4 protein-coding genes are annotated in these 2,413 nt (G+C 33.4%); all 4 read right to left on the bottom strand.

Going from position 1 to position 2,413, the window contains the following annotated elements:
• Positions 1 to 692 (bottom strand): SLC13 family permease (locus Q0625_RS05155; protein WP_298824127.1); only part of this gene is annotated, 692 nt, incomplete at its 3' end.
• A gap of 165 nt (positions 693 to 857) precedes the next feature.
• Positions 858 to 1,136, bottom strand: coding sequence for a SemiSWEET family transporter (locus Q0625_RS05150; RefSeq protein WP_009750494.1), 279 nt, complete (start codon positions 1,134 to 1,136; stop codon positions 858 to 860).
• Between the two features lie 81 nt (positions 1,137 to 1,217).
• Positions 1,218 to 1,739 carry a hypothetical protein gene (locus Q0625_RS05145; protein ID WP_298824121.1) on the bottom strand — a complete coding sequence of 174 codons (522 nt, stop codon included), beginning with the start codon at positions 1,737 to 1,739 and terminating at the stop codon, positions 1,218 to 1,220.
• A complete protein-coding gene (locus Q0625_RS05140) occupies positions 1,736 to 2,179 on the bottom strand; it encodes a hypothetical protein (RefSeq protein ID WP_298824118.1) in 444 nt (147 codons plus the stop codon). The genes Q0625_RS05145 and Q0625_RS05140 overlap by 4 nt, the downstream gene beginning before the upstream one ends.
• Positions 2,180 to 2,413 lie beyond the last annotated feature (234 nt).

The following is a 2,413-nucleotide window of genomic DNA, read 5'->3' as shown; positions in this document are numbered from 1 at the left end:
TCGTTAAGAGCTTGCAGAGCAATAGCGTTAGGAGGTGTACCAATAGGAGTAGCCATACCGCCTAAGTTAGCGGCAATTGGGATACTCATTGTGAGCGCGGTACGTCCTTTACCACTTGCAGGCAATGCTGCAAAAACAGGAGTAAGAAAAGTGAGCATCATAGCTGCCGTAGCAGTATTACTCACAAACATTGAGAAAATACCCGTAATGAGCAAGAAACCCAATAGCACATTCTCGCTTTTATTTCCGAACGGACGTATCAAATTTTTGGCAAGCAAGACGTCTAACCCCGATTTGGTAGCGGCAATAGCCAAGAAAAACCCACCCAAAAAGAGTATAATTACAGGGTTGGCAAAGGTAGCCATAATCTCTTTACTGCTGAGTAGTTTCCCGAAAATCTCGTTCTCCTCTCCTTTAAAGAAGAACAGACTGTGGTTAGAAACCGTTAAACACATTAGGGTGATGATACCCAACGAAGTAGCCCACGAAGGGATAGCCTCACTAATCCACATAAGAGTGGCAAACACAAAAATAGCGATAATTCGCTGATGTATCACCGTTAGTCCGCTAATATGAAACACCTCAGTAGGCAAATTCCACACTACAGCAGTTACAATCACTATACATATCAAAGCGATAAGGTGTTTTTTTTCAAAGTGATTGGTCATTACATTTTCTAATTCTTTAGACATAATATTTTGGTAAGTTTAAAAAGTTATTTGCTATTTAACAAACGAATGACAAAGGTATAAAAAAAGAATAATCCACCAAAGAAAAACGATAGTTTTTTATTGATGGATTTATTTATATTTTACTTTCTTTGTTTTAATTGAAATATATCCTATAACTCAATGTATTTAAAGAGAAGTAATAAAAGTTAAAAATCCTAAAACCACTCCTACAAAATTGGGAATAATGAGAATATAATCTGGCTTAGGTTCTTTTGTCCAGCCATACACCACCCAGATAAGACAAGACCCTGCTGCAAACAATGGTTGCCAAGGTTGCGCTTTATGCCCCTCTAAGTTTGCTATAATTTGAGGAATATAGGCTATAAATACCATTACTCCTATAAAGGCTCCAATAGAACCTATGAATAAGTTAATTTTTTGCTTAATATTTCTTTTTTTGTTCATAATAATATGGTTTTCTGCAAAGATATAGATAATTTATGCATTTTACAAAAAACATCAAAAATAATTAGAAAAATTTTCGTTTTACACTCCCCATAATGCTTGTTGTAATCGCTGAATTTGAGTATCTTCTATGTTATTTAAAATAGCTAAAGTATCTCTTGGAATAAAAATACATTTTTCCAAAAGGCTTTTCAGTAAGTTTTCCAATGCCAAAGTATATTCTTGATAAGTAATAAGCTCTTTTATCTGTTCAATAAATGATAAAACTAGTGAATCGGTTGAGAAATCGTTGGTAAGTTGCTTTATAAACAAGTTAGTTGTGTAAGAAAGTATACTGATAGGTTCGCAAATACTAATTCCTAATTTCTCTTGAATGAGAGCTTCTACTTCTTCTTTGGTTTTTTCCCATTCTTCTCCTTCTCCCATAAGTCGTAACTCATTGATAACCTCCCACAGCTCATTTGTGGTATTATAGTCTCTGAAGTCTTTGCATATAAAATTGGAAGTATAATCTCCTACTTTTTTAGCATTATAGCCTTCTTTCCAAAGGGCTTGTAAGCCTTGAATGTAATAGACAATTGCTTTTATTTCTTCTGAAGTCATTTTATTACACTTAGTTTTTCAGGTTCATTAATAGGAATTCTTAGTCGTAAGCCAAGTTCAGAATGAGTGATTATATGGTTTGTATCCTCAAAATAGGCTTCCTTAAAATACTCGCTATTATCCAAAAACAAAAACCATAAAAGTTTCCCTTTTTCTTTATTGATAATGTAAATAAAACCATCTCCTTCCCAACTACATTCACCTCCATAAATTTTATATTGGGCATTCTCTACCATAATTTTCGGATAGAGATTAGAGACATAATCCTCTTCGTTATAAGAAAAATAACTATCTAAGGTAGATTGGCACAAAATTCTTAGGTGATACTTCTCTTTAATCCATTGTCCTTCTAAAACAAACATATCACCATTAGGGTAAGTAATAGATTTGATAATAGGATAAGTGTAATTTTCAAGAATGTTTTTGATACGTGGATGCATATTACATTTATTTTTTTAGTACATTTTATGGTTACTAAAATCCAACGACAAAGATACAGAAAAAAGTATCATATACAAAGATATTTTGGGTTATCTTTTATGATGAACAAATTGATAACAATTATACAAACATACTTAGCATAGAGTTTCACCGAATAATAAATGAAAGAAGAACGAACCTACAGTGGGTCTACAGTGGGTCTACAGTGGGTCTACAGTGGGTCTACAGTGGGT

It is taken from the genome of uncultured Capnocytophaga sp., assembly GCF_938029845.1.
Taxonomy (GTDB): Bacteria; Bacteroidota; Bacteroidia; order Flavobacteriales; family Flavobacteriaceae; genus Capnocytophaga.
Note: the sequence above shows the minus strand (reverse complement) of the source record. Positions and strands in the feature narration are given on the sequence as shown.